This is a genomic window from Mesorhizobium sp. M7A.F.Ca.CA.004.04.2.1, assembly GCF_004022825.1.
In the GTDB taxonomy this organism is placed as follows: Bacteria; Pseudomonadota; Alphaproteobacteria; order Rhizobiales; family Rhizobiaceae; genus Mesorhizobium.
Map to the genome: position 1 here is coordinate 1 of NZ_RZPH01000831.1, position 2,739 is coordinate 2,739.

The window sequence follows — 2,739 nt, forward strand, 5'->3', positions numbered from 1 at the left end:
GCCTGGATCTGCAACAGGTTCGCCACGCCGCCGGCTTGACCATAGAAGGCATAACAACCGAGCATTTTGCCCGTTTCGTCGTAGGTCCCACCGAAATGAAGGGGGCCGTCGGCCCGCTTCTCGGCCGCCAGCGCAAGCAGCCGTGCAAGTTCCCCATCCTTCCAACTCGGCCGAAGAGCGTAACCAGACAGGAGGGTCGGCAGCTTCTCGGCAAATTGAACGGCATCGATCGGCTCACGATGGGTGCGATGCGACGATGAATGGAGGACCGGTGGCTCGAACCTTTTCTTGGCGAGAGCATCGAATGCTCTTGCGCATGGATCGAGTACAAGGCGAGGCAGGCCAGGCCATTTACGGTGCAGTGCGGCGGCGGCCATCGCCGCCGGCCGGAAAACATATGTCCATCCCAGACAATGCACCGGGAGGAGTTGGTACTTCATCGGGCGCGCGAAGGCCAAGGATGTCCGGTTGGCCGAATCGGTCAGCTGCAGATCGAATTCGCCTTGATGCAAGGCACGCAGCAATTGGGGTCCGGCCGAGCCGTCATCGGTGCCGGGGTCGGCCATGAGCGGCCCGATGATCGCCGCATTCAATGGCGCTCCATTGAGCTCGTAGCGGGCTTTCAGAACGCCGAGGAATCCACCCAGACGACCGTGCCGGTTGATCTGGACAAGAGCGTTGCTTTCCCCGGACTGGCCGGCAGGGTCGAGGTAAATCTCTCTCATATACGCGGCCGTTTCCGCGATCGCGCGATCGAGGAGGTGACGCCGGCGCCGGCGAAACTTCGTCAGGAAGAGTGCGGCGACGCGCTCAAGATCTTCGGCAGCCAGCGGCCGAACCGAGCCATGCTGAGATTCCAGCACTGACGGCGCAGCCAACTTCTCCTCGGCATTTGCAGAAAGATGCATCGTGAAGAACATCCGTGGGTTGCCCTCCATCGGATATATATCAACCAATGGTAGAAACAACGTATCTCGGTCAGTATGATGAACAGAGGTCTCAAGACTTACTATCCGGACAGGGCTTCACAGGCAAATCAAGTCGGCCAGCATCGCTGCGCTGATCGGCGGGTTGGCCGCGGCCTTGCGATCGCATGCCCTGCTCCAGCCCGCTGGGCTGACCGTGCCGGACAGAGGCGGCCTCCGGCCGAAGCTGAAGGCCGCCTCAACTCAGCTCACAAGTCCCTTGGTCAGTTCCAATGCCTGGCGCTCGAACAGGCGGCGGTAGATGCCGCCTTTCAGCCGGATCAGTTCATTATGCGAGCCTTCCTCGACGATGTTGCCGCGATCGAAGACCAGCAGCCGGTCCAGCGCCCTCACCGTCGAAAGCCGGTGCGCGATGACCAGCGTCGTGCGGCCGACCATCAGCCGCTCCATCGCCTGCTGGATCAGCACCTCCGACTCCGAATCGAGGCTCGATGTCGCCTCGTCGAGGATCAGGATGCGCGCATCGGCAAGGAAGGCGCGCGCGATCGCCACGCGCTGACGTTCGCCGCCCGACAGCTTCACGCCGCGTTCCCCGACCAGCGTGCCATAGCCCTTCGGCAGGCTGGTGATGAAGTCATGCGCACTCGCCAACTTCGCGGCATGCTCGATCTCCTCCTGCGTCGCACTCGGCCTGGCATAGGCGATGTTTTCGGCCAGCGACCGGTGGAACAGGATCGGCTCCTGCTGAACGATGGCGATCTGCCCGCGCAGCGAGGCTTGCGCCACCTGCGAGATGTCCTGGCCGTCGACCAGGATTTTCCCCGCATTCACATCATAGAGCCGCTGGATAAGCTTGACGAAGGTCGTCTTGCCCGATCCCGAATGGCCGACCAGCCCGACGCGCTCACCCGGCGCGATATCGACCGAAAAGTCGCGGTAAAGCGCCGATCGGTGATGGCCATAGTGAAAGGTCACGTTGTCAAAGCTGATCCGTCCTTCGGTGATCCGGATCGGCTTGGCGCCGGGCCGGTCCTCGATGCCGAGCGGTTCGGACTGGAAATCGACCAGCTCTTCCATATCGTTGATGGAGCGCTGCAGATTGCGGATATGCGTGCCGATATCCCTGAGATAGCCCTGCAGCACGAAGAGCGAGGTCAGCACGAAGGCAACGTCGCCGGCGCTCGCCTGCCCCCACGACCACAGCATCAGCGCCAGGCCGATCACCGCGGCGCGCATGACCAGCAGCAGCACCCCTTGCGTGGTGCCGTTGATGGTGCCGCGCACCCAGGTGCGCCGTGTGCGCGCACGCCATTTGGCGACGACCTTGGCCAGTCGGCGTTCTTCGCGCTCCTCGGCGCCAAAGCCCTTGACCACGGCGTTGCAGCTGACCGCGTCGGCCAGCGAGCCGCCGAGGCGGGTATCCCACGTGTTGGCGAGCCTTGCCGCCGGCGCGACATAGCCAAGCGACAGCAGCGCCGTCACCGTGATGAACAGCACCGAACCGGCAGCAACGACCGCCCCCATCAACGGCCAGAACCAGCCAAGCAGCAATGTCGAGCCGACCAGCATGACGATTGACGGCAGCAGCGCGATGAGGATGGTGTCGTTGAGCAGGTCGAGCGCCCACATGCCGCGCGTCACCTTGCGCACGGTCGAGCCGGCAAAGCTGTTGGCATGCCAGTCGGTGGAAAAGCGCTGGACGCGATGGAAAGCATCGGCGGCGATGTCGGCCATCATCTTCAAAGTCAGCTCGACGATCCCCATGAACGCCAGGTTGCGCAACACGGCGCCGGCCAGCGCGAGCGCCATCAAC

At 63.2% G+C, this 2,739-nt stretch carries 2 protein-coding genes; both read right to left on the minus strand.

The window, feature by feature from the left end; genetic code table 11:
- On the minus strand, window positions 1-920 hold a 920-nt coding region (locus EN893_RS27780; RefSeq protein ID WP_245490918.1), incomplete at its 3' end, for a hypothetical protein.
- A 249-nt stretch (window positions 921-1,169) separates the two neighbouring features.
- On the minus strand, window positions 1,170-2,739 hold a 1,570-nt coding region (locus EN893_RS27785), incomplete at its 5' end, for an ABC transporter ATP-binding protein (RefSeq protein WP_164901164.1).